The sequence below is a fragment of the Martelella limonii genome, from assembly GCF_013344475.1.
Classification (GTDB): Bacteria; Pseudomonadota; Alphaproteobacteria; order Rhizobiales; family Rhizobiaceae; genus Martelella; species Martelella limonii.
Genome location: NZ_JABUOU010000002.1, coordinates 270,935 through 293,562, shown reverse-complemented (window position 1 = coordinate 293,562; position 22,628 = coordinate 270,935). Strand labels below are relative to the sequence as shown.

At 61.8% G+C, this 22,628-nt stretch carries 26 protein-coding genes; 8 read left to right on the top strand and 18 right to left on the bottom strand.

The window, feature by feature from the left end:
- Positions 1–53: 53 nt before the first annotated feature.
- The 6 genes from HPQ62_RS06570 to HPQ62_RS06545 form a co-directional block, all read right to left on the bottom strand.
- The gene (locus tag HPQ62_RS06570) at positions 54–740 is read right to left on the bottom strand and encodes an HK97 family phage prohead protease (RefSeq protein WP_174801721.1); all 687 of its coding nucleotides are present in this window, start codon (positions 738–740) and stop codon (positions 54–56) included.
- Positions 741–770: 30 nt separating this feature from the next.
- A complete protein-coding gene (locus HPQ62_RS06565) occupies positions 771–1,925 on the bottom strand; it encodes a phage portal protein (protein ID WP_174801720.1) in 1,155 nt (384 codons plus the stop codon).
- 313 nt (positions 1,926–2,238) lie between these two features.
- Positions 2,239–2,556 carry a Dabb family protein gene (locus tag HPQ62_RS06560; RefSeq protein WP_174801719.1) on the bottom strand — a complete coding sequence of 106 codons (318 nt, stop codon included), beginning with the start codon at positions 2,554–2,556 and terminating at the stop codon, positions 2,239–2,241.
- Positions 2,557–2,628: 72 nt separating this feature from the next.
- A complete protein-coding gene (locus HPQ62_RS06555) occupies positions 2,629–3,960 on the bottom strand; it encodes a DNA-packaging protein (protein WP_425312599.1) in 1,332 nt (443 codons plus the stop codon).
- The gene (locus tag HPQ62_RS06550) at positions 3,866–4,366 is read right to left on the bottom strand and encodes a hypothetical protein (protein ID WP_174801718.1); all 501 of its coding nucleotides are present in this window, start codon (positions 4,364–4,366) and stop codon (positions 3,866–3,868) included. Before HPQ62_RS06550 ends, HPQ62_RS06555 begins: the two co-directional genes overlap by 95 nt.
- 225 nt (positions 4,367–4,591) lie before the next feature.
- Positions 4,592–5,065, bottom strand: coding sequence for a YcgN family cysteine cluster protein (locus HPQ62_RS06545; protein ID WP_174801717.1), 474 nt, complete (start codon positions 5,063–5,065; stop codon positions 4,592–4,594).
- A gap of 222 nt (positions 5,066–5,287) precedes the next feature.
- Here HPQ62_RS06545 and HPQ62_RS06540 point away from each other — a divergent pair, with 222 nt between their 5' ends.
- From HPQ62_RS06540 to HPQ62_RS06515, 6 genes are all read left to right on the top strand, one after another.
- Positions 5,288–6,637, top strand: coding sequence for a substrate-binding protein (locus tag HPQ62_RS06540; RefSeq protein ID WP_174801716.1), 1,350 nt, complete (start codon positions 5,288–5,290; stop codon positions 6,635–6,637).
- 76 nt (positions 6,638–6,713) lie between these two features.
- Positions 6,714–7,730 carry a branched-chain amino acid ABC transporter permease gene (locus HPQ62_RS06535; protein ID WP_174801715.1) on the top strand — a complete coding sequence of 339 codons (1,017 nt, stop codon included), beginning with the start codon at positions 6,714–6,716 and terminating at the stop codon, positions 7,728–7,730.
- 6 nt (positions 7,731–7,736) lie between these two features.
- Positions 7,737–8,885, top strand: a complete 1,149-nt coding sequence (locus tag HPQ62_RS06530; RefSeq protein ID WP_174801714.1) for a branched-chain amino acid ABC transporter permease — start codon at positions 7,737–7,739, stop codon at positions 8,883–8,885.
- A 4-nt stretch (positions 8,886–8,889) separates the two neighbouring features.
- Positions 8,890–9,657 (top strand): ABC transporter ATP-binding protein, encoded by a 768-nt coding sequence (locus HPQ62_RS06525; RefSeq protein WP_174801713.1) that lies wholly within the window; start codon positions 8,890–8,892, stop codon positions 9,655–9,657.
- A 2-nt stretch (positions 9,658–9,659) separates the two neighbouring features.
- The gene (locus tag HPQ62_RS06520; RefSeq protein ID WP_425312610.1) at positions 9,660–10,418 is read left to right on the top strand and encodes an ABC transporter ATP-binding protein; all 759 of its coding nucleotides are present in this window, start codon (positions 9,660–9,662) and stop codon (positions 10,416–10,418) included.
- 368 nt (positions 10,419–10,786) lie between these two features.
- Positions 10,787–11,707 carry a DUF2336 domain-containing protein gene (locus tag HPQ62_RS06515; RefSeq protein ID WP_174801711.1) on the top strand — a complete coding sequence of 307 codons (921 nt, stop codon included), beginning with the start codon at positions 10,787–10,789 and terminating at the stop codon, positions 11,705–11,707.
- A gap of 78 nt (positions 11,708–11,785) precedes the next feature.
- Here HPQ62_RS06515 and HPQ62_RS06510 read toward each other — a convergent pair whose 3' ends face one another.
- Positions 11,786–12,127: a DUF1491 family protein gene (locus tag HPQ62_RS06510; RefSeq protein WP_174801710.1), complete on the bottom strand. Its 342-nt coding sequence runs from the start codon at positions 12,125–12,127 to the stop codon at positions 11,786–11,788.
- An 88-nt stretch (positions 12,128–12,215) separates the two neighbouring features.
- Complete coding sequence (locus HPQ62_RS06505; protein WP_174801709.1) at positions 12,216–13,109, bottom strand: peptidoglycan-binding domain-containing protein; 894 nt, start codon at positions 13,107–13,109, stop codon at positions 12,216–12,218.
- Between the two features lie 390 nt (positions 13,110–13,499).
- On the opposite strand from HPQ62_RS06505, the gene HPQ62_RS06500 reads away from it, so the two are divergent.
- Both HPQ62_RS06500 and HPQ62_RS06495 read left to right on the top strand, forming a co-directional pair.
- Entirely contained in the window at positions 13,500–14,000 is a 501-nt protein-coding gene (locus HPQ62_RS06500) for a DUF5330 domain-containing protein (protein WP_174801708.1), read from the top strand.
- A gap of 83 nt (positions 14,001–14,083) precedes the next feature.
- On the top strand, positions 14,084–14,509 hold the full coding sequence (locus HPQ62_RS06495; RefSeq protein WP_425312598.1) for a SufE family protein: 426 nt from the start codon (positions 14,084–14,086) through the stop codon (positions 14,507–14,509).
- Between the two features lie 5 nt (positions 14,510–14,514).
- Here the strand turns inward: HPQ62_RS06495 and HPQ62_RS06490 are convergent, their stop codons facing one another.
- The 10 genes from HPQ62_RS06490 to HPQ62_RS06445 form a co-directional block, all read right to left on the bottom strand.
- Entirely contained in the window at positions 14,515–15,003 is a 489-nt protein-coding gene (locus HPQ62_RS06490) for a DUF6456 domain-containing protein (RefSeq protein WP_174801706.1), read from the bottom strand.
- Positions 14,996–15,412 (bottom strand): helix-turn-helix domain-containing protein, encoded by a 417-nt coding sequence (locus HPQ62_RS06485; RefSeq protein WP_244629580.1) that lies wholly within the window; start codon positions 15,410–15,412, stop codon positions 14,996–14,998. The genes HPQ62_RS06490 and HPQ62_RS06485 overlap by 8 nt, the downstream gene beginning before the upstream one ends.
- A gap of 298 nt (positions 15,413–15,710) precedes the next feature.
- Entirely contained in the window at positions 15,711–16,133 is a 423-nt protein-coding gene (locus HPQ62_RS06480) for a Ros/MucR family transcriptional regulator (protein ID WP_174801705.1), read from the bottom strand.
- Between the two features lie 349 nt (positions 16,134–16,482).
- Positions 16,483–16,824, bottom strand: coding sequence for a monovalent cation/H(+) antiporter subunit G (gene mnhG / locus HPQ62_RS06475; RefSeq protein WP_174801704.1), 342 nt, complete (start codon positions 16,822–16,824; stop codon positions 16,483–16,485).
- A 4-nt stretch (positions 16,825–16,828) separates the two neighbouring features.
- Positions 16,829–17,221, bottom strand: coding sequence for a cation:proton antiporter (locus tag HPQ62_RS06470; RefSeq protein ID WP_174801703.1), 393 nt, complete (start codon positions 17,219–17,221; stop codon positions 16,829–16,831).
- Positions 17,221–17,694 (bottom strand): Na+/H+ antiporter subunit E, encoded by a 474-nt coding sequence (locus HPQ62_RS06465; RefSeq protein ID WP_174801702.1) that lies wholly within the window; start codon positions 17,692–17,694, stop codon positions 17,221–17,223. The genes HPQ62_RS06470 and HPQ62_RS06465 overlap by 1 nt, the downstream gene beginning before the upstream one ends.
- Positions 17,691–19,244 (bottom strand): Na+/H+ antiporter subunit D, encoded by a 1,554-nt coding sequence (locus HPQ62_RS06460; RefSeq protein ID WP_174801701.1) that lies wholly within the window; start codon positions 19,242–19,244, stop codon positions 17,691–17,693. The genes HPQ62_RS06465 and HPQ62_RS06460 overlap by 4 nt, the downstream gene beginning before the upstream one ends.
- 22 nt (positions 19,245–19,266) lie before the next feature.
- Positions 19,267–19,644 (bottom strand): Na+/H+ antiporter subunit C, encoded by a 378-nt coding sequence (locus tag HPQ62_RS06455; RefSeq protein ID WP_174801700.1) that lies wholly within the window; start codon positions 19,642–19,644, stop codon positions 19,267–19,269.
- Positions 19,644–20,063, bottom strand: coding sequence for a Na(+)/H(+) antiporter subunit B (locus HPQ62_RS06450; RefSeq protein ID WP_174801699.1), 420 nt, complete (start codon positions 20,061–20,063; stop codon positions 19,644–19,646). The genes HPQ62_RS06455 and HPQ62_RS06450 overlap by 1 nt, the downstream gene beginning before the upstream one ends.
- Positions 20,060–22,417 (bottom strand): putative monovalent cation/H+ antiporter subunit A, encoded by a 2,358-nt coding sequence (locus HPQ62_RS06445; protein ID WP_174801698.1) that lies wholly within the window; start codon positions 22,415–22,417, stop codon positions 20,060–20,062. The genes HPQ62_RS06450 and HPQ62_RS06445 overlap by 4 nt, the downstream gene beginning before the upstream one ends.
- Positions 22,418–22,628 lie beyond the last annotated feature (211 nt).

Genomic DNA, 22,628 nt, shown 5'->3' with positions numbered 1-22,628 from the left:
TGTCCTCTCGGTTCATTGCGTTTATTGCAGCACCCTCCGGCGCCGCACTCTCATCAGTGTCGGGACGCCATCATTGCGCTTGCCCGCTGCATCAGCGTCACAAGCCGCTCGTCATCCGTCCCACCGGCGCCACTGGCCGCATCTTGCCTGCCAATCAGCGCCTCATAGCCGCCGGCCAGAAGCCGGCGCGCCGCCTTTCGGGAGAGGCCGGCATCCCGCGTCAGCCATCGCTCGAATTCTCGAATTGTCGGAAACATGTCACCTGCCTGCTTCACATTGGCGATCCGCGCCGATGGCAGCATCGGAAAGGTGACGATCGAAATTTCCCACAGGTCCGCCTCCAGCACCCGGCGCACGCCGGATTTCGCATCGGTGCGCGCCCTGACCGTCTGAAACCCGATCGAAAGCCCATCCAGGCCTCCGGCCTTCATCAGCGCATGCACCTCGCGGGCCCGTGCCACATCGGCCGACAGCACGCCCTCGACATAAAGCCCGCGGCCGTCCTCGCGGATCTTCGTCCAAGCCCCGATCGGCTCGCACGGATCATGCTGAAACAGCATGCGCACACCGCCGGCGCCGCGCTTCTGCAGCGATCGCGAAAACGCGCCGCGCTCGATCATGTCCTTGCCGAGATCGATCTCGCCAAAGAGGCTCGCATAGCCCGAAAACGAGCCATCGCCCGCAAGATCGGTCAGCGACAGGTCGGCATATTTCAGTTCGTCGGCCAGCATGGTTCCCATATCCACTCCTTCGGAAATTGCCTTCGCGGGTCAGTAGCCAACGGCCTCGCGCTTCTCGGCGTCAGAAAGAAAATCGGCAGACGCCATCCGGGCCCAGAGCGCGTCGCGCTCGGCCGAAAGCGCCGTCACCTGGTCGAGATCTGCCTCGAGCCGCAGACCCTCGCCATAAAGCGGCTGCAGCCAGCTTGTCAGAGCCGCAGAAGTGCGCGCGATCAGCGGCAGCACCGTCAGACGGTAGAAGGCGCGGTTCGCCTCCTGGTAGTTCGAATAGGTGTTGTCGCCGGGAATCCCGAGCATCATCGGCGGCACGCCGATGGCGAGCGCAATGTCGCGCGCTGCCCCATTGCGGGCCTCGGTGAAATCCATGTCGCGTGGCGTGAGCCCCATCGCCTTCCAGTCGAGCCCGCCTTCCAGCAGAAGCGGGCGTCCTGCCTTCACCGGGCCGGCATAGCCCTCCTCCAGCTCCTGCTTCAGCCGCTCATACTGCTCTTCAGTCAGGTTCCCGCCATCCTTCGGCTGATAGACCAGTGCGCCCGAGGGACGCGCCGAATTGTCGAGGAGCGCCTTGTTCCAGACCGACGAGGCATTGTGCAGGTCAAGCGCCATCTGCGCGGCGGCAAGGGGCGAAAGTCCGCTGTGATCATCAAGCGGATGAAAAAGCCGCATGTGCAGCACCGTCAGGCCCTCGGCCGGATAGCGGCTGACATGCGACCCGGCGCGATACTCATAAGCCTCCGGCCAGCCGTCCCGCCCCTCGATCACCCGCACCCGGTCGGGTCGCAGCAGGTGCAGTTCGCGCAGAGCGTCGCCGATCAACACCGGCTCGACATAGGCATTGCCGGACAGGAGCAGATGGCCGTAAAGCGCCTCGAAGAAATCCGATCCGCTCATCCGCCCGTTCGGTCGCTTCAGCAGCGACAGAAGCGGGTGATCGGTAATGAGCGTGCCATTCTCGAAAAGCTGCCACGGCATCGCCGCAGACGCCTCGGCGATCAACCGGATCGCGCGGTGCGCCACCGGGTTCTTCATGAATCCCTCGCGCGACAGCGATGCATAGGACCGCCCGGTCCAGCGCGCCTCGCCGCTGATCTGAAGCGCGGAAAGCATTGCCGGCGCCGCCTTTCTTTCAGACGCGGAAACCACGCCCGCCGGCCGCCGGCCCGGCAGATGGAACGGCATCTTCATGCCTCACCTCTCTGTTTTCAAAACAAAAAAAGCCCCGGCAAGCCGGAGCTGAACTGATCGAAAAATCTATCCATCACGCTATGCAACCACAGATACAGGTTGCGAAGGATCGCGTCGTTTCCCCGCACATCCTGGATGCTCCTGTCGAGCAAGAGCATGACACATGCCGGGGTTGCGCATACCCTCTAAGCCTCTGGTGCTGCTTCGCCACCGAATGATAACACCTTCAGATGGCGTCACTCTCGGGCTTGACCCGAGGGTCCAGGCGGCGTTCTCAGGCTCGCGCGGATATCACGCCCAACCGCCCTGACACCTACCCCGCAAACAGCGACGTCCTGACCGCCTTGTCGGCATCATAATCCGCCGCAATCCGCATTTCCCGAAGCGGGCGAACCGTCGCCGTCGACTTCTGGTAGATCGGATGCGCCCGGTAGGCCGCAAGCGCCGCTTCGTCCTCGAACTCACCATAGACGATGAAATCCACCTGGGCGTCATAGAGATCGGTGCGCGTATTGCGGCCGATTTCCAGCACCGTCGCATGCGGATTTTCCGTCAGCATCGAAAGTCCGGCCTCGATCGCATCCGCATCGCCCCCTTCGGGAACAGAGAAGAAAACAATGTGTCGTATCATGCCGAGACCCTTGCGCTGTTCGGGCTCCGGCTAGCACGCTCGATTGTGACGCGCAAGCCGCACAGCGCCCGGCTAGACGCCCCTGACCCTCGGCATGCCGTTGCCCTCCAGAAGCAGCGCGGTCAGCGCCCAGACCAGCGCATCCAGCCGGTCGGGCGAGCGCCCCGCCGAAAGTCCGTCCGGGCCAAAATCGCACATCTGGTCGACAAGCCGCGCGAAATGCCCGGCATGGCGCACACGTCCCTGCTCATAGAGTGCCGCAACTGGCTCCGCGCGCAGAAACTTGCCGCGCTTGGCCCTGACGGTGGCAACCGGCAGGCGCTCGTCCACGCTCCTCAGCATCGCCGTCACCATGTCGCCGCCCTGGTTGATCTCCGCCACCACCCGGTCGGCATCGAAACGGCGATAGGCCTCGACCACCGCCCGCGCCCATTGCGCCGGCGTCCCGCCTTCCACAGAACAATCGGCCAGCACCAGGGCGCCGCCATTTTCCATCGCGCCCGCCACCACTATGCCGCAGACCGAGTTGCGCCCGGACCCCGCCGGCGGATCGACCGCCACCACGATCCGTCCGGATGCCATGGCGCGCCGCGCCACGATCGTTTCCAGTTCGCTGCGGCGCCACAGCGCATCCTCGCGGTCCTCGATCAGTTCGCCGTCAAGCTCCTGCCGCCCGAGCCGCGTTCCGCCATACCGGTTCGAAAGCGCCTTGATGAAGCCCGGAGCCAGATTGGCGCGGTTATCGGCAGTCGCAATCCGTGCCAGCACCGTGTCGTCCTCCGCCATCAGCTGTTTCAACAGCGGCACCGCCCGCGGGGTCGTCGTCACCATCTGCCGGGGTGCGTCGCCGAGCCGCAGTCCAAACTGCAGCATGTCCCAGCATTCCTCGCCATAACGCCACTTCGCCAGTTCGTCGCACCAGGCATAGTGAAACTGCGGGCCGCGCAAGGCCTCCGGATCTTCCGAGGAAAACAGATGCGCCACCGCCCCGTTCGGCCAGATGAGCCTGCGCCGGGTGATCTCGAAATCCGGCTTCATCCGCCGTGCCACCCGGCAGATGCCGGAAACGCCGTCGATCATCACCTCGCGCGCATCGCCCAGCGTCTCCGCCACCAGCGCAATCCGCAACTCGCTGCGGGCGCCATCCGAAATCGCCAGTTCATGCACCCATTCGGCGCCTGCGCGGGTCTTGCCCGAGCCGCGACCGCCCATCAGGAGCCATGTCCGCCAGTCATCGGCAGGCGGCAACTGCTCGGGCCGCGCCAGAAACCGCCAGTCCTTGGCAAGAAAGGCTGCATAATGAAACGGATCAGCTTCCGGCAGCGGTTTCGCGCCCGGCAAGCTTTCGTTCCGCCAATTCCTCGGCCCGCTGTTCGATGAGGTCGAGGAAGTGGGCTTTGGCATGATCGTAATCCCTGAAATTCAGTTGACGCTCTTCCTCGTCCTTGCGTGCGGCGGCAAGCCGCCGCTGCAACTCGTCCGCCTTTTCCAAAGTCCGGATGATCAGCGCGATCGCATCGGTCGCCGCCTTCACCTCGGCGCGCTGATCGGCCTCGTCATTCTGGCTCGCGCGCTTTGCCGCCCGCATCCTCAGTCGCTTGAAGAAAGTATATTGCGCCCGCATCTCCGCGGTCAGATCATTGAGCAGCAGCCGCATGTCGTCATCGCCGCCTCCGCGGCGCGTCTTCGGCTCGATGAAATGGTAACCCGCCTCGGCGCGCGCCGTCCCGCCATCGAAATGTTGACCGCCCTCATAGCGCGGATTGCGCGGCCAGAGGCCGAACAGCGAAATGTCGAAATGGTCAGCCACAGCAAGCTCCTTCCGGCAGGCTCAGACAAGCCGGCCGTTCGACCATAAAAAAAGCCCGGTCGAAAAACCGGGCCAGTCTGAGTGACGAATGAGTGAGACGGGAGCTGCAGGATCAACCCGCACTTTCCCGACCGTATTGAGAACCTATCAAACCACCGTTACGGCGTCAAGGATTATTTTCCTATTTTAGGTATTATTTCTTATTCTGAAATTGATCGAAGACGCCTAGCCGGTCTTTTCGCCGGTCAGAACAGGCCATTCGATCAGGTAATCCTCATAATCCTCGACCGCCACCTTGAGCTCGCTGATTGTCCGGTCGCGCGCCGAAATCCCGGCCTGGTGCACCGTCTCGCGGTCGCCGGAAACCAGGTAATGCCACCAGTAGAGATCCTGCCCCTCATGGACAAGCCGATAGGCGCAGGTCGGCGGCAACCACGCGATCTCCTCCACGCCCTCGAGGTCGAGCTGGATGCATTCCGGCACCGTCTTCTGGCGGTGCTCATAATCAGAACACTGGCATGAATGGCCATCCAGAAGCCGGCATGCAACCGAGGTGTAAGCCACCTCGCCCGTTTCCCAGTCTTCCAGCTTGTTCAGGCAGCACAGCCCGCAACCATCGCAGAGGGATTCCCATTCGCGATTGTCCATCTCGTCGAGTCGTTTGACCCGCCAGAACGGTTGCACCGTTTCGTCAGCCATCATCCATCCTTTGCGCCGCTTGCGCCTATATGCGCTGATCGGGCTTTGCCTTCAACCCATGGCGGCCTGCGTAAGCAAGAGACGACTTAAACAAAGGTCTTATCACTATCGGTCAATTGCGACAATTCGCCCACTTGCTAGCATCCGGCCATGCGCTCCGGAGGACGAGCGTGTCTGCGCCGAGGAGGGCGCAGCCCTTTTCAAGACTTGGGAGGAGTCTGAATGTCTCGCTTTATCATGAACCGGCGCAGCCTGCTCAGAGCAGGTGCTGCAGCCGGCATCACCCTCGCAGCCCCCATGCATTTCGTTCGCGGCGCCTACGCTCAGGACATGATGTCCTGCAACATGCCGACCGGCAGCAATGTCGTGCTCGGCTTCAACGTGCCCCAGACAGGCCCCTACGCCGATGAAGGCCTCGATGAACTGAAAGCCCTTCAACTCGCCGCCAAGCATCTGAACGGCGAAGGCGACGGCGGCATGCTCGCCACCTTCTCGTCCAAGACGCTGAAGGGCAACGGCATTCTCGGCAAGAAGGTCGATTACGTCACCGGCGACACCCAGACCAAGTCGGATGCCGCCCGCGACGGCGCCAAGCGCATGATCGAAAAGGACGGCGCGGTGATGATCACCGGCGGTTCCTCGTCGGGCGTGGCCGTTGCCGTTCAGAGCCTCTGCCAGGACATGGGCGTCATCTTCATGGCAGGCCTTACCCACTCCAACGACACCACCGGCAAGGACAAGCGTCGCTACGGCTTCCGTCACTTCTTCAACGCCTACCAGTCCGGCGAAGCGCTCGGCCCGGTGCTTGCCGCCGAATACGGCAAGGACCGCCGCGCCTATCACCTGACCGCCGACTATACCTGGGGCTGGACCCAGGAAGAATCGATGAAGAACGCCACCGAGGCGCTTGGCTGGGAAACCGTTCAGACGGTCAAGACCCCGGTCGGTGCGGGCGACTTCTCGCAGTACATCACCCCGGTTCTCAATTCCGGCGCCGACGTGCTGATCCTCAACCACTATGGCGGCGACATGGTCAATTCTCTGACCCAGGCCGTCCAGTTCGGCCTCAAGGACAAGCAGGTCAACGGCAAGAATTTCGAGATCGTGGTCCCGCTGTTCTCCGACCTGATGGCAAAGGGTGCCGGTTCCGCCGCCCAGAACATCCTCGGCTCGGCCAACTGGCTATGGTCGCTCGAGGATGACGGCACGAAGGCGCTGGTTCAGTCGTTCGGGGCCGAATACGGCTTCCCGCCGTCCCAGGCCGCACAGACCTGCTACGTCCAGGCTCTCCTTTACGCCGATGCCGTCGAGCGCGCCGGAACCTTCTACGCCCCGGAAGTCATCAAGGCGCTGGAAGGCTTCGAGTTCGACGGTCTCGGCAACGGCCCGACGCTCTACCGCGCCGCCGACCATCAGTGCATGAAAGACGTTCTCGTGGTCCGCGGTAATCCGAAGCCGGAAAACGAATACGACCTCCTGAAGGTGGTAGAGATCGTGCCGCGCGCCCAGGTCGATTACGACCCGTCGATCTTCGGCGGCGAGCTTGGCCCCGATACCGCCAAGCAGTGCTGAGTTCGGGCAGTTGAACAACGGGCCGGGTGCTGCAATCGCCCCCGGCCCCACGCATCTCAACAGCGGATAGCGGGTCATGGACGCCATCATCATTCAAATTCTGAACGGTCTGGACAAGGGCGCGGCCTATTCGCTGATCGCCCTTGGCCTGACCCTGGTCTTCGGCACGCTTGGCGTGGTCAATTTCGCCCACGGCGCACTGTTCATGCTGGGCGCCTTCTGCTCCGTGGCCTTCAACGCGCTGATCACATGGCCGGTCCAGCCGCCAAAGGCGGAAGGCGCGCTGTTTGCGCCGCGCCCGATCCCCTACATGGAATATGCCTTCGGTGACACGGGCGCTGCAATCATCAACTGGTCCGTGCCGCTGTCGATCCTGCTTGCGATCCCGGTGATGCTGCTCTTCGGACTCGTCATGGAACGCGGGCTCATCCGGTTCTTCTACAAGCGGCCTCATGCCGACCAGATCCTCGTCACCTTCGGCCTTGCCATCGTGCTCCAGGAAATCATCAAGCAGATCTTCGGCGCCAACCCGATCCCTCAATCGGCACCTTCTGCCTTTGCCGGCACCGCCAATATCGGCGCTTGGATCGGCATGGCCGATTCCTTCATCGTCTATCCCTGGTGGCGTCTGATCTATTTCGTCACGGCCCTCCTCATCATCGGCGCGGTCTTCGCCTTCCTGCAATTCACGACCTACGGCATGGTGGTCCGCGCCGGCATGCGCGACCGGGAAACCGTCGGCCTGCTCGGCGTCGACATCGAAAAACGCTTCACCGTCGTCTTCGGCATCGCCGCCGTGGTCGCGGGCCTTGCGGGCGTGATGTACACGCCCATCCTGCCGCCGAACTATCACCTCGGCATGGATTTCCTGGTGCTTTCCTTCGTGGTCGTGGTCGTCGGCGGCATGGGTTCGCTGCCCGGCGCGATCATCGCCGGCTTCACCCTCGGCATTCTCCAGTCCTTCGCCTCGATGAACGAGGTCAAGGCCATCATCCCCGGCATCGACCAGGTCATCATCTACCTCGTCGCCGTCATCATTCTCTTGACCATGCCGCGCGGGCTCATGGGCCGCCGCGGCGTGATGGAGGAATAGATCCGCATGTTCGCCAACCTCTCCCGCAACGACTGGCTGCTGTTCATCATCTTCTCGGCGATCGTGCTGGCAGCGCCCATCCTGTTCATGCCGCTGGGTGCGGCCTATCCGGCGCTCCTGCAGAAATTCGCGATCTTCGGCATCTTCGCCATCGGCTTCAACATCCTGTTCGGGCTCACCGGCTATCTCTCGTTCGGCCATGCCGCCTTCCTCGGCGTCGGCTCCTATGCCGCGGTCTGGTCGTTCAAGCTTCTGACCATGAACGCAATCCCCGCAATCATCTTCGCGATGATCTGTTCCGGCCTGTTCGCCGCCGTCATCGGCTTCGTGACGCTGCGCCGCTCGGGCATCTATTTCTCGATCCTGACGCTCGCCTTCGCCCAGATGAGCTACAACCTCGCCTATTCGGTGCTGACCCCGATCACCAATGGCGAAACCGGCCTGCAGCTCTCGCACAATGATCCGCGCATCCTCGACCGGATGTTCTCCGAGGCCGGCGCAGGCCTGCCCTCGCCCGAATTCTTCGGGCTCGAGCTGCAGGGCTATCCGGGTTTTTATTTCTGCGCCATCGCGCTCCTGATCTGCTTCTACCTCACCATCCGCATCTTCCGTTCGCCCTTCGGCATGATGCTGAAGGCGGTGAAATCGAACCAGAACCGGATGATGTATACCGGCTTCAACACGCGGCCCTATCTGCGCTCCGCCTTCATCATTTCCGGCATGTTCGCGGGCCTCGCCGGCGCGCTGATGGCGGTCACCGATCCGCTGGCGGGCGCCGAGCGCATGCAGTGGACGGCCTCGGGCGAAGTCGTGCTGATGACCATTCTCGGCGGCGTCGGCACGCTGGTCGGCCCCGTGATCGGCGCCGTGATCATCAAGTATTTCGAGAACATCTTCTCGTCCTTCAACGAACAGGCCCTGCACCAGACCTTCTCCTTCCTGCCGAACGCGATCGAGACCCCGGTCGTCAAGTTGATCTCCCTGTTCGTCGGCGAAGGCTGGCACCTCACCCTCGGCCTGATCTTCATGGCGATCGTTATCTTCCTGCCCGGCGGCATCATGGAAGGCGTCAAACGGGTCCGCGCCCGCATCGGTGGCGGCGGCTCCGGCAAGGCGCAGGAACAATCCGTCGCCGAAGTCCAGCCAGCGGAGTAGCACCATGGCCGACAACAACATCGTTCTCCATGTGGATGACGTGCACAAGACATTCGGCGGCCTGAGGGCGCTCTCCGATGTCAATCTCGAGGTCGAAAGCGGCAAGGTCCACGCCATTATCGGCCCCAATGGCGCGGGCAAGTCCACGCTTCTCAACGTCTGCATCGGCCGGTTGAAGCCGACCCATGGCAGGGTCGTCTTCGATGGCAAGACGCTGACCAAACACCCGCCCCACGAGATCAACCAGATGGGCGTCTCGCGTGTTTTCCAGACGCCCGAGATCTTCCCGGACCTGACGCTTCTCGAAAACGTCATGATCCCCGCCTTTGCAAGGCGGGACGGTGCATTCCGGCTCAATGCGATCCGGGCGCTGGCCGGGGAGAGACAGGTCCGCGAGGAGGCCGAGGCGACGCTTGAAGACATCGGCCTTTCGGCGCGCCGAAACCATGAGGCTGGCTCGCTGTCACGCGGCGACAAACGCCGCCTGGAGCTTGCCATGTGCCTGATCCAGAAGCCCAAGCTTCTGTTGCTGGACGAGCCGACCGCCGGCATGGCCCGCCACGATACCAACCGCACCATCGAGCTTCTCCAGCGGATCAAGGCGCGTGGCATGACCAAGGTGATCATCGAGCACGACATGCATGTTGTGTTCTCCCTTGCCGACAAGATTTCGGTTCTTGCGCAGGGCCGCATCATCGCGGAAGGTTCTCCCGACGAGGTGCGCGGCAATCCGAAGGTCAGGGAAGCCTATCTCGGGGAATCAGAGACATGAACATGCTGCGCAACAATTTCGGCGAGGAGCAGAACCGGATGGCCACCGAAAAAGGCGATGCATTCTTCAGCGTCCGCGACATTCACGCCTGGTATGGCGAAAGCTACATCGTCCAGGGCGTCTCCTTCGATATCGCCAAGGGCGAGGTGCTGTCGCTCCTCGGCCGCAACGGCGCCGGCAAGACCACCACGCTCAGGACGCTTGCCCGCCTCGACAATCCGGGGCTCAAGAGCGGCGAAATCTGGCTCGACGGCGAACCGCTCCACAACAAGCGCGCCTTCCAGGCCGCCAAGATGGGCGTCCAGTTGGTTCCCGAAGACCGCCGCATCATCGGCGGGCTGACGGTCGAGGAAAACCTGATCCTTGCCCAGGTCTCCGGCGAAAAGGGCTGGACCATCGAAAGGATCTACGACCATTTCCCCCGTCTTGCCGAACGCCGCAAGCAGGACGCCGTCACCATGTCCGGCGGCGAACAGCAGATGCTGGCCGTTGCCCGCGCGCTTGCCCGCGACATCAAGATCCTGTTTCTCGATGAACCCTATGAGGGCCTCGCCCCCGTCATCGTCCACGAGATCGAAAGCATCGTCCGTCAGATCCGCGACCTTGGCATCACCACCATCATCGTCGAGCAGAACGCGGTGGCAGCGCTCCGCCTCTCCGACAAGGCGGTGATCATGGACACCGGTCAGATCGTCTTCTCCGGAACCGCGGCGGAAGTGCTGGAAAATGCCGAACTGCGCGAGGAATATCTGGCGATATGAGGCAGCAGGCTTGGCCTGCCCTCCCCGGTTTACCCCCTTCCTGCGCCCGCCAAATCCACCTGCGTCATCCTCGGCCTTGTGCCGAGGATCTAATCACGTTTGTCGCGAGAAGAGTTGGCGGGTCGCCACACACAACGGCGCCACGGGCAGCGCTCAACGACACGCCTGTCGTGTGGTGATGTGCTTAGATCCTCGGCACAAGGCCGAGGATGACGCCGAGAGAGCGGAGAGGCCGATACCCACACCGGTGCGATCAGAACGTCTGTCACCCGCTGCATTACCCCGCTCCCTTCGCTATGGTTAACATCTTTATAACGTTTTCTCCCTAACCTGTTGTCGTTAGAAGACATTTGTCGGGGAGTACGACCTTGGTCGATCGGTATCGGGAACTTGAAGGGCTGAAGAATACGCGCAATCTCGACGTCGTGCTGATGGCGACGGTGTCGGGTTTCGGTTCGCTCGACAATCCGAGCGCTGCCGAACGCCGGCGGTTCGCCGAACTCTTCGCTCCCGTCTACGAGGCCTCGTCGGTGGAAGCGCGCCGTCAGGCGGTGGCCGCCCTTTCCTGCCATGCCAACGTGCCGCAGGATGTCTGCCGCTATATCGGCAGCCGCGAAATCGCGATAGCCGCGCCGTTCCTTGCCCGTTCACCCGCGATCACCGATGACACGCTGATCGCGCTCATCGAAACCACCACCGAAGAACATATCCGCGCCATCATCCACCGCGCGGACCTGTCGCAGAAGGTCATCCAGGCGCTGATCGGCGCACGGCGTGCCGAAGACCGGCAGGAGCCCGAGGGCAATTTCGACAATATCGACGCCGGCACCCGCGATGACAGCGAGGTTCTGCGCCGCACGCTGAAGGCGATGGCGGCCGGAACCGACGACACAGACCGGCTCGGACTGGCAACGCTGAGCGAGTTGCAGACCGCCCTTCTCGTCCGCTTCGCCCGACGCGCCGAAAAATCCTTCTTCACCGAAACCTTCACGCGCGCGCTCGGCGGCGACCGGGTGCTGGCCCGCGAAATCCTCGCAGAACCCACGGGCCGCCGTCTGGCCGTCGCGCTGATTGCGCTCGGCACCAATGGCGAGGATACGCGCTACATTCTGCCGCGCGTCGCAAGGCTTGAGCGCAAGGACAACGAAACCACCGAGTTTGCCGTCGAAAAGATCGTCGGCCCGCTGAAGCCTGCCCAATGCGTGCAGGAGCTTATGGAATGGCAGCGCGCGCGCGAAACCCGCACGGCCACCGAAAAGCAGCAGACCGCCGCTCGCCGCTCGGCGTGAAACCGGTCGCGATCGTGGGCGACCCAAAGCGCTGGAGGTGAACCGCCCGAAGCGCAGCGCTTCCGGCCGCAGCCAAGATCAGCTGCCGTCCGCTATCTCGAAAAATCCGTCAATATCATCGCATTCCAGCGCAACCACCCAGAGGTCACTGTCAAAGCGCATCTCGCGCTCGAGCATCTCCGCCACCTTTTCAGAGGAGGCCGCAACCAGCCGCGCCTCGAACAGGCGGTCGGTCGCTCCCTCCTCGGCAAAGCTCTGGGGTGCGGGAAGATAGAGCGTCTCCTCGCCGTTTCGAAACACCTGCCGGATGGCAATCGCCCCGGCATCGGGTGAACCCTTGCGCTCGACCGCGGCAAAGCCGCCTGCGGCAAAGGCCCTGCGCACCAGCGCCGAGGCAAATATATCTGAGCGAAGGCGCATGCCGGTCTTTCCCGTTTACGGCAACAATCACAGGGCTGCCATCCAGCACCCGCCATGGCAGATGCGCATATGAAGGAACAACAGGGCGCTACAATGCGCCGATTTCTATCAGCTTGTCACGCACGCTTGCGCTCGGCTCTCCCGTTTCGGGCAACCGGTAATGCTTCTGGAATTCCAGGATCGCTTCACGCGTCGTGTTGCCGGCGACGCCGTCGGCCACCACGCCGTCATAGGCGATATTGATCAGTCCGCGCTGGATCTCGATCACCATCGGGTCGGCAGCGCTGATCTCGATAGCAGGGGCCTCGTCCTCTGCTTCAAGCAGTTCGGCAACGGGATCGGCGGATGGCACGGTCTGCGAACGCGGTTTGGGCAGAGGCATGCTGACAAGCGCCATCAGCGCGCCGTCGGCCTTGCCTGTAACCGCAATGCCCTCATCGGCCTGAAACGCCTTGATCGCGGCTTCCGTAATCGGGCCGGTCACGCCATCAGGCTTGGCCTTGTAGTAGCCGCGTGCGGCAAGCGCCTGTTGCAGCGCCAGAATGTCAACCGGCTGTTCGGCGGGTGCTGCAGCCGGTGTCTCTTCCACCGGCGCCGGCGCGTCTGCTGCAACCGGCGGCGGGTTGGCCTCCACCTGCTCCAGTATGGCAATGAGGTCGTCCTCGGGCTTGTCCTGCCGTGTGCCCTCTTCCAGCTCAATGCGGAATGTTTCGAAATCCGTCGCAGCCGCCTTGCGCCGTCCCGGCACGGAATAGGGATCGGAGGGCAGCCGCGTCTTCATCATCGGGCTTGGATGCGGGCCGGGCTGATACCACAGCGCATTGGCGGAGACGAAACTGAAGACAACGCCGAACACCACCGGCCCGCCAAGCTTGGCGGGGTGGCGGGCAAGCAGGCCGCCGATCGAAGACGCAGTGCGCCGGATCAGCGAAGGAGATTTCTTCCTGCGCTTGCCGGTTTTCTTCGCCGTCTTCTTCGCCATTCTGATCATCACCTGATTCTTATCGTATCTGCCCGAAACCAACGGGCCGCAGGCGCCTCGCGGCACCCGGCCGTCGGCGGGCATATCCATGGCAAAGGTAATGGATCGCCCCCTCCGCGGCCAGTGTCAGAGCCGGATGACCGCATGCCTGACGCGGAAAATCGCTCCCTATGGTTAATACCCGAAGCGCCTTGCAGCGGAACGCAAAGGGCACGAAGACTGACCTAGGCTTATGATATTCCATGCTGATTTGCCACAACAGCCTGATCTTCCGGCCCCGTTTCCTGCAATCGGAGAAATTTTCACGCGCCCTTTTAGCGGCTCATTTACCGCCTTAATATAATGCTGATCTGAAACGCGCTGCGGACGCAACCAACGGGCCGGGAGCCAATGAGATTTCTGCTGAAAGCCGCATTCATGATTTTCCTGCTGTTGCTGGTGGTGCCGTTCTTCGCGCCGCTGATGCTTGGCGATGCGGCAACGCGTGAGCAGCAGGCGCTTCCGAGCGGTCAGGATATCGGCGGCGCCGTTTCCGCCGCACGCGGCACATTCGAATATATGAGCGACATCTGCGATCAGCGACCCGAGGTCTGCACCGATGGCGCGGGCATGCTCGGCTTTCTCGGACGCCGCGCCCGCCAGGGCGCCGAAATCGTCTATCTCTATCTCGGCCAGCATTTCGGCGACACGGCTGAAAAGCCCGCGCTCCAGACGGCAGCAACGCCGAAGCTCGCCCGTCCGGTTATCGAACCGGAACCCGTGGCCGCCGAACAGCCGGCACCCGCTGCCGAAACCACGCCCGACCTGATCCAGACCGGCGCGATCGACGAGGCGCCCCCTTCAACCGCCCCTGTCCAGGTCGTACCCGTCCCGACCCCCCGGCCGCGCTAGATCGCGCCGTTTACTTCGCGCCCCGGTCATTCCAATTTCCGCCGCGCCGGACTATATCGGGCAGAAATCAAGCGAAAGAGCGGATGATGACCCAGACACTCGATCAGATTATCGAAGACTTTTCCTTCCTCGACGACTGGGAGGATCGCTATCGCTATGTGATCGAACTCGGCAAGGCCCTCCCCGGTCTTCCGGAAGACGAGAAAATCGAGGACAACCGCGTTCACGGCTGTGCCAGCCAGGTCTGGCTGGTCTCGGAGCCGGAAGCAGGTGACGATCCGGTGATGCGCTTTCGCGGCGATTCCGATGCCTTCATCGTCCGTGGCCTGGTTTCGATCGTGCTCACAGTCTATTCGGGCCGCAAGGCATCGGACATCGTCAAGACGGATGCGATCGACACCTTCAGGAAGATCGGCCTTGTCGACCATCTTTCCGCCCAGCGTGCCAACGGGCTGAATGCCATGGTGACCAAGATCCGCGACACGGCCGCGCGCAGGCTTTCGGCCTGAACGGACTATTCCTCCGCCAAGAGGGCGGAGATATCCGGCCGGTAGCCTTCGGCGGCCCAGCTTCGGATCCCGGTCCTTGCAGCCGGCGGCGCGTAGTGGCGGGCAAGTGCCGCAAGCGCTGCCCGCACCATCAGCTTGGCCGAGCGCACCGGCCATTGGCGTTCGCGCTCGATCTGCTCCAGACCCTTCATGAAGCAGCAGAAATCCAGGGCTATATCGGCCAGTTCCGGCCCGATCGCCTTCATCGCGCTCGCAACGCGCCGGCGAGCATCGATCGCGCTATCGGACGGGCACGATGCCGCCTGCCCGCGCGTGCGCGTCTCAAGCCGCGGCGACAGCGATGCGGTCAGGCGCGGCTGCAGCATGGCGTGATTGAAGTCGGACAAAAGTCGCTCGCCGGCAATGACCGCCTCCAGCGGCAGAAACGGCGCCCCATCACGCGTCTTCAACCGCGCCAGCGTTTCAAGCGGGCTCCTCTCACCACGCTCAGCCATCATGGCGCACCTCGGCGGCCGTGACGACATTATAGGCAAGCCGCTCCACAGCGGCGATGAACTCGTCGAATGCCCGGTCGTCGCGCCGGTCCTCGATCACCCGGCACGAATAGGCAACGGTGGTGCGGTCCCGTCCGAAGGCCTGGCCGATCTCGCTCAGCGACAATTGCAGCGATACGTGGCAGACATACATGGCGATCTGCCGGTAATGCGAAACAGACCTGCGGCGCTCCGCGCGGATCGAGATCCGCTCCCCGGCAACCACCGCCATCTCCTTGGTGATCAGGAGAACGATGCGGCAGGCCTTGCGAATATCCGACATCTGGCTTGCCCGCTCGATGCACCATGGTTGAGAATGCGGCGAGGACTGACGGAATGCCGTCGGCGAAACTATGTGATGCTCGGTCATATTAGCTCCCTGAAAAATAGGATTTTATTCTTACATCGGCCCAGGAAGCGGGGACGGAATCCGGTTCATCCTTACGATCCCCCTCTGATTTTGTTTATTTATTTTTGCCAATAATAGGATTATTTTCCTACATTGATCAACCGTTTACCTATCCGAGCATCATGCAAGGTAAACGCTTTCTTATGGTTGCAAAACCGATCGTACCCGCCGTGAAATCCGGGACCTGTCACCTGCGCATAAAAAAAATGCCGGCGACCATCAGGTTGCCGGCATCCACACTGTAGCGAGAGCGTCTGTCTTAGCGGCCGCGGCGCTGACCGAGACCCATCTCCTTGGCAAGGCGCGAACGGGCCTCGGCATAGGACGGGGCAACCATCGGATAGTCCGCCGGCAGTTCCCATTTTTCGCGGTAGGCGTTCGGGCTCAGATCGTGATGCGTCATCAGGTGACGCTTCAGCGACTTGAAATTCCCGCCGCATTCCAGACAAACAAGGTGGTCGCCGCTGATCGACTTGCGCACCGAGACAGCCGGCTTCTGCTTTTCCTGTGCGACCGCCACGGCCTGAGGTTTCGCCGTGTTGCTGAGCGCGGTATGCACCTCATGGATAAGACTGGGCAAATCGCCGGTCTGGATGACATGGTTGCTAACATACGCTGCCACGATGTCGGCGGTCAGTTCCACCAGGGCCTGATTGTCGCGATCGACCATTGCATCCGTCATTCGTCACTCCTGTTTTTCTTCCCCTGAAGGCCGCTCGACTCGTCTGCTCGTCGCAACCCGAAATACACTTCAGGCATCGCGTGATGCTCAACGTCGAATCTGTACAGAAGTGGAAGCGATGCTTCCAGGAAGGTACGATCGTTTGGCCTTACGAAGAGGGCTGAATTATTTCCACTCTCGAGCGAATTAACTTCGCGCTCTGGGAGGGAATACCATTTCACTCGGAAATGTAAAGTTTAAATCGCCATAACTTGATCTTTATTTCGCGCGATAGGAAGCCTGCTGCAAATCTCACACGAGCTCTTGGGCTTAATACTTAGAAAAATTCCAAACTCGGAGAAACACGCCATCACGTGTCAGTTCTACTTTGCAACTCATCAATTACCGTCTTCTCGTCAAGCGGGTAGCCAACTTCGTGAGAGGCGCGCGCAAGCAGATGTGCTGAAATCGGCGCAGTAATGATGAAGAAGACAATGCCCGCACAGGCGCGCACGAAGGTGGAAAGTTCCTGAGCGTGCAGGCCGACGGCCAGGAAGATCAAGCCGGCACCGACGGTGCCTGCCTTGGATGCCGCGTGCATGCGCGAATAGAGATCTGGAAGGCGCAAAAGCCCGATCGAAGCCGTGAGCGCGAAGACCGCGCCGCCCAGCATCAGAATGGAAACCAGACCTGCCAGAATATACTGTGCCATTGCCCTACCCCTTGACCTTTTCGCCATCGGCATCGACCACCGGAACATCCTCGCCGTCGGGCCCCTCGTCAAAGGCCATCGGATGCGGCTTCACCTTGAAGCCCGTCTCGGTGTCGTCACGCATCCCGCTCGAGCGGATGAAGCGCGCGAAAGCGATCGTCGCCAGAAACCCGACGAGCCCCAGCGCGATCGCGATGTCGATATAGAGCGTGAAGCCGGAGCGCACCGCAATCACGACGATGAAGCCCATTCCGACCGCAACCAGCATATCAAGGGCAAGCACGCGGTCCGGCAATGTCGGCCCGCGCACCACCCGAAAGGCGGTCACCAGCAACGTAATCGACAGCAGCGCAAGCGAAATATCGGCAGCGAGCCTTACGATCTCTTCAGGCGTCATTACGCGAATGCCTCCCTGATCTTGGCTTCGAACCCTTCGGCGATGCTCTTTCGGATCGCGTCCGGATCTGCGCAGTCGAGCGCATGAATATAGAGGTACTTCTTGTCATCCGAAACGTCGACGGTCAGCGTACCGGGCGTGAGCGTGATCATGTTGGCAAGCAGGACGATCTCGAAATCCTTCTCCAGAGATAGCTCGTAGCGGAAAATCCCGGGCTTCAGGACCATGCGCGGCGTGCACACGAGCTTGGCAACCGACCAGGCCGAAACCATCAATTCGTAGAGGAACAGAAGAAACAGCGTCGTGAGGCGCTTTGCCCGCGTGAAATAGCCCGCCCCTCCGATCTGATGGCGCACCAGCGCCACCGAGATCGCGCCGATGATGAAGCCGAAGACCAGATTGTGCAGCGAGGCGCTGCCGGTCACGGCAACCCAGAAGATCGCAAGAACCAGATTGGCAAGCAGAATTCTCATGGCGCACTCCCGCTCGGGAAGACAGACAGGAAATAACCCTCCGGCGACAGGATCGACTGGACAGCCAGATCGGTGACCCGAAGAAGCGGCTCGGGATAGACCCCGAACGCAACCACGACAGCGGAAAGCGCAATGATCGGAACCCATTCGGACAGCGGTATCCTGATCCGTTCGGCAGGCTCAGCCTCGCCGGGCCGCCAGTAGGCCAGGAGAAAGATCCGGCCAAGCGCGATGGTGGAGCAGAAGCCGGCAAACAGGATCGCCGCCGCAAGCCACCACGTGCCGCTGTCAACACTTGCGCGCACCAGTATGGCTTTCGGCCAGAAGCCCGAGAATGGCGGCAGTCCTGCTGCGGCAAAGAACGCGCCAAGGCTGATGCCGGCAAACACCGGATAGCGGCGGTAGATCCCGCCAATACTGTTAAGCGAAAAACCTCCGGCGAGTTTGCCCGCAAGCCCCGTGAGGAAGTAAAGCAGCGTCATCAGGATCATCGAGTGGAGCGCGTAGAACAGCGCGCCCTGCAGACCCTCGACCCCGCCGATCGCGACACCGGCAAGACAATTGCCGATCCCGACGATCACGATATAGCCGACGGCCCTTCTAATATCGTGCTGGGCAATGGCGCCAAGCCCCGCAAGCGCCATCGTCAGGAACGCCACGATCCCGATGATCGAGGACAGCGCCGAAAGATCAGCTGGCAGGATCATCACCATGACACGCAACAGCGCGTAGACGCCAACCTTGGTCAGCAGCCCGCCGAACAGCGCGGAAACCACGGTGCGCGGCGTGTGATAGGACGCGGGAAGCCAGAAATTCACCGGAAACGCCGCAGCCTTCATGCTGAAGGCGAGAACGAAAAGCGCCGCAATCGTTGCCGTCGGAAGCGCCGGCGCCGCACGCGCCTTGATCGCGATATCAGCCATGTTGAGCGTGCCGAACACGGCATAGATGAAGGCGACCGCAATCAGGAACAGCGTGGTGCCGATCAGGTTCAGCACCGCATATTTCATCGCCCCGTCCAGCTGTTCATGGGTGGAGCCCAGGATCAGCATCCCGAAGGACGAGATCAGCAGCACCTCGAACCAGACATAGAGGTTGAAGATGTCGCCGGTGAGAAAGGCGCCGGAAACGCCAGCAATCAGCAACATCAGAAACGGATAGAAGCCGTAGCGCCGGCCGCTCTTGTTGATATCGCCAAGCGCGAAGACGCCGCCCGCAAGGCCCGCAATCGCTGCGGCGAGCGCAAAAAGCGCGCCCATGAGGTCGACGGTGAAGGCGATGCCGAACGGCGGCAGCCATTTGCCGGCGACCATGGTGATCGGTCCGTATTTCAACACCGCATAGAGCAGCATGGAATCGATGACCACAAGGAAGACAAGCGCCGGAATGGCGATGAGCGGATGCCAGACCGTGTGCTTGCGGATCATCATCAGCACGGCGCCGATGGTGATGCAGGTCACGACGGGCAAGACCACGAGCCACTCCGTCAGGGACGTGGGCGCCATGATCAGAGCGGCTGAAAGGTCGGTTTGGTGAGCGGAAACGGCCATGGGTTCAGTCTTGATATCCCGATCAGTAGCCGAGCGGCGGCATGGGCTGGTCCTTGGGCTCTGCAGCGCGCATATCTTCAGTATCGTCGGTGTCGAGATCCTGATAGGCGCGGTAGGTCAAAACCAGAAGGAAGGCGAAGAAGGAAAACGAGATCACGATCGCGGTCAGGATCAGTGCCTGCGGCAGCGGATTTGCCGTGCCGGAAGGCAGCGTGTCCATCGCTTTCGGAATGATCGGCGGAACGAAGCCCGTGATCCGGCCGGCCGTGAAGATCAGAAGATTGACCGCATTGCCGAGGATCGCGATGCCAAGCATGATGCGGACGCTGTGACGTGACAGCATCAGATAGATCGCGGCTGCAAAGAATATCCCGACTAGGCAGGAAAGCACGAACTCCATCAGACGTGGTCCCTTTCCTCAAGCGCCAGGAAGATCGACGAAATCGCGCCGAAGACGACGAGATAGACGCCGATGTCGAAGGTCGTGACCGTGGAGATCGGAATCTCCACGCCGTAAATTTCCGGATAGATCCAGTGTGCCGTCATGAACGGCGTGCGCGCGAAGATCGAGACGAGACCGGACAGCGTGGACAACAGAAGCCCCGCGCCCGCGATGGCCAGCGGATGAAAATAGATCGCCCGGCGCACCGCCGAAACCCCCATCGCAATCCCGAAGATCGCGATCGCGGAAGCGGCGATCAGCCCGCCGATGAAGCCGCCGCCCGGTGCATTATGCCCGCGCAGCAGCACAAAGATCGAAAACAGCATCATCAGCGCGGACAGAAAAGGCGCCGCCGTTCGGAAAATCAGCGTGTTCATCGGACCTCGCTTTCGGTCGGTTTCTTGGGCTTCGTGCCGGTCTTGCCGTTGCGCACGCGGATGAGCGCCAGGATCGCAAGTCCGGTGATCATCACCACCGCAATCTCGCCCAGCGTATCCGTGCCGCGGAAGTCGACGATGATGACGTTGACGACGTTATGGCCGTGGGCAATCACCTTGGAATAGGTGCTGAAGAAAACCGACAGCCGGTCATCGAAGGGCACTTCGGTCACGCGCATCAGCAGCATCGAGAAACCGAGACCGCAGGCAACGGCGATCGCGCCGTCGAAAATTCGCTGGCCCATGCCGCGGTGGTCCGACGGCGTCAGGTTGAGGCGGGTCATGACCAGCGCCAGGATCACGACGGACAGGGTTTCGACCATGAACTGCGTGAACGACAGGTCCGGCGCGCCAAGCAGCAGGAACAGCACCGCCACCGCAAACCCCTGGATGCCAAGCGTCACGATCGCCGTCAGCCGGTTGTGCGCGCCGATGACGGCGCCAAGACCGATGATCGCAAGCAGCAGGATTGCCCAGTGCGCGAGATGGAACTCTTCCGGCAGGCCGCGCCATTCCGGCAGTTCCCCGAAGGAGACCAGCGAGCCGAGAAGAACGATCGCGACGATGACGAAGGTGGCCGTGATGTAGAATTCCAGCCGTCCCGGCTGCACCGTCTGCGTTACCTTGAAGGCGGTGCGCACCAGAACGCGCATGAAGCAATCGAACCAGGCGTCCGGGCCGGAGCGGGGCAGCATCGCCGCGAAGGCGCTGCGCAGCGCGTCAAGCTTCCAGTAGCAGACAAACGCAATCAAAACGGTCAGCGCGGAGAGCGCTAGCGGCAGGCCGATATGGGGCACCAGCGACAGATGGATCTCGACCGCCTCGCCCGCGACGGCGCTCGCCATCGGCCCGGAAAAATGGTCGTTGAAATAATGCGCGAACACCGCCGCCAGCAAGCCTGCAATGCCGAGCGCCACCGGCCCGAGCCACATCAGAACCGGCCCCTCATGGGCGTGTTTCGGGGTTTCGGTCTTCTTGCCGATGAAGGGCCTGAGACCAACGCCGAAGCCGACGGCAAACATCAGTGCATTGCCGATCAGCGCCACGATCAGAAAGATCGTCGCAAACATCGTGCCGGCATCAAGCGCCTCATAGATGCCTTCCTTGGCGAGAAAGCCGACGAAGGGCGGCAGACCACCCATGGAGATTGCGCCGGCAAGCCCTGCCGCAAAAGTAATCGGCATGGCCTTTGCAAGCCCGCCAAGTTTGGTGAGATCGCGGGTGCCGCTCTCGTGATCGATGAGGCCGGCCACCATGAACAGGCTGCCCTTGAACAGCGCGTGGGCGATCAGGTAAAGCACCGCGCCTTCGACGGCATGCTCGATGCCCATGCCGGTCATCATCACCATCAGGCCGAGCGAGGCGACGGTCGTATAGGCAAGCATCAGTTTCAGATCGGTCTGGCGCACGGCAAGAATGGTGCCGATCAGCAAGGTCGTTCCGCCGAACACCGGCAGGACGGTCATCCACAATGCGGTATCGCCCATGACCGGGTTGAGCCGCATCAGCAGATAGACGCCAGCCTTCACCATGGTGGCGGAGTGCAGATAGGCCGAAACCGGGGTTGGCGCTTCCATCGCGTTCGGCAGCCAGAAATGGAACGGGAACTGCGCGGACTTGGTAAAGGCGCCACCGAGGACAAGGATGAAGGCCGCGAGATAGATCGGGCTGTCGCGCAGAACATTGCCGCTTGCAAGAAGCTCTGACAGCGCATTTGCGCCGGTGATGTACTGGATGGTCAGGACGCCTGCCAGAAGCAGCAGACCACCGCCGCCGGTCACCACCAGCGCCTGGATCGCGGCGCGGCGCGAGGCATCCTTTTCATGATCGAAGCCGATCAGCAGGAAGGAGGTGATCGAGGTCAGCTCCCAGAAGATGAACAGCATCAGCAGGCCATCGGAGATGACAACGCCGAGCATGGCCGCCATGAACATGAACATGAACGACAGGAACCGGGCCTGTTGCGGATGGCCCTTCATGTAGCCGCCGCCGTAAAGCACGATCAGCGTGCCGATGCCGGTGATCAAGAGCGCGAAGGTCAGCGACAGCCCGTCGATCAGGAAGGAGAACCGCAGGCCAAGGCTCGGCACCCAGTCATAGCCGCCGGTCAGCGCGTCGCCTTCGGCGACGCGCGGTATCAGGCGCACGAACTGGATCAGCGAAAACAGCGGCAAGAGCGCCAGAAGCCAGGGAGCAAATGACCTGAAGATGCGATAGACTATGGGAGAAAGCACTGCCCCGAGCAGAGGCAGGAAAAGGGCCAGCATTATGAGTGTCGTCTCACTGGGCGACATGGCATCTCCAAAATCTAGTCCGCCGGACGCATGTGCAGGCGGTGTGCCTGCATATCATCAGCCGTTCATCTGCGCTCAAGTCTTTTCCGAAAGCACCGAATGCCACGGTCGTGGCGGCCAGTTGCTCCTTCAAGGCATTGCTTTTCTTGAGACTACGACACATCTATCTCGTAAAACCAGCCCATTAAACGTGAAAAACCGTTGGAGCGCG